Genomic DNA, 1,321 nt, shown 5'->3' with positions numbered 1-1,321 from the left:
TGAATCGCCCCGGGTTTGATGGAGACATCGAAGACCCGGAAGGATGCCGATCATGGCTGCTCCCCGTAAGTACCCTGACGAACTGCGCGAGCGTGCGACGCGGCTGGCGATCGAGGCCCGCAAGGACCCCGCCGGCAGGGCCGGTGCGATCAAGCGGATCGCTGACCAACTCGACGTGCACCCTGAGGCCCTGCGCGGCTGGGTCAAGCGGGCCGAGACCGACGAGGGCATCGTGCCTGGCGCCACCAGCACCGACGCTGCACGAATCGCTGAGCTGGAGCGGGAGGTGAAGGAACTGCGGCGGGCGAACGCAATATTGAAGTCCGCCTCGGCTTTCTTCGCCGCGGAGCTGGACCGTCCACTGCGATGAAGGTCGCCTACATCGACCAGTACAAGGAGACGTTCGGCGTCCAGCCGATCTGCGACGTCCTCGCCGAGACGGACGCGCCGATCGCGCCGAGCACCTACTACGCCGCCCGCACCCGCCCGCCCTCGGCCCGCAGCCTGCGAGACGAGGAGATCACCAAGGAGATACGCCGGATCCACGAGGCCAACTACGGCGTCTACGGGGCCCGCAAGGTCCACGCCGCCCTCCGGCGCGAGGGATTCGAGGTGGCCCGCTGCACGGTCGAGCGCCTCATGCGCGCGGCCGGTCTGCGCGGGGTAATCCGGGCCAAGAGCCCACGCACCACCCGCCCCGCACCCGAGACCGACCGGCCCGCCGACCTGGTCGAGCGGCAGTTCACCGCGAGCGCGCCGAACCAGCTGTGGGTCGCGGACATCACCTACATCAGAACCTTCTCCGGCTGGGTCTACGCCGCTTTCGTCATCGATGTCTTCTCCCGCATGGTCGTCGGCTGGCAGGTCGCCACCTCCCTCTACACCGACCTCGCCCTCGACGCCCTGGAGATGGCGATCTGGCGCCGCCGGCACACCGGCGCCGACCTCACCGGCCTCACGCACCACTCGGACCGCGGAGTCCAATACCGAGCTCTGCGCTACACCGAACGTCTCGAACTTGAGGCCGCCGTGGCCTCGGTCGGCTCCAAGGGCGACTCGTACGACAACGCCCTGGCCGAGGCGTTCAACAGCCTGTTCAAGGCCGAGCTGATCCGCAACAAGGGACCCTGGACCGGCATCAACGACGTCGAGGTCGCGGTCGCCGAGTACATCGACTGGTTCAACCAGCGCCGCCTCCACGGCGAACTCGGCCACATCACCCCAGCCGAACAAGAGGCCGCCCACTACCTCGCGGCCGAACCTCCTGCGTCACTCCAGAAAGCCAGCTAACTCAGTCTCCACGAAACCCAGGGCTTGACAC

1 protein-coding gene and 1 other annotated feature are annotated in these 1,321 nt (G+C 67.8%); the gene reads left to right on the top strand.

What is annotated here, in order from left to right:
• Window positions 1–52 precede the first annotated feature (52 nt).
• A protein-coding gene (locus ACZ3TS_RS43020) for an IS3 family transposase (protein ID WP_467628727.1) occupies window positions 53–1,290 on the top strand; the annotation gives its coding sequence in 2 pieces (ribosomal slippage) (window positions 53–332 and window positions 332–1,290; 1,239 coding nt in all).
• Window positions 331–459 (top strand) — a sequence feature (AL1L pseudoknot). Its footprint overlaps the gene before it by 129 nt.
• Window positions 1,291–1,321: the final 31 nt, after the last annotated feature.

Source organism: Streptomyces sp. NPDC022910, from assembly GCF_055561075.1.
This window is presented reverse-complemented; position numbering and strand designations above follow the sequence as displayed.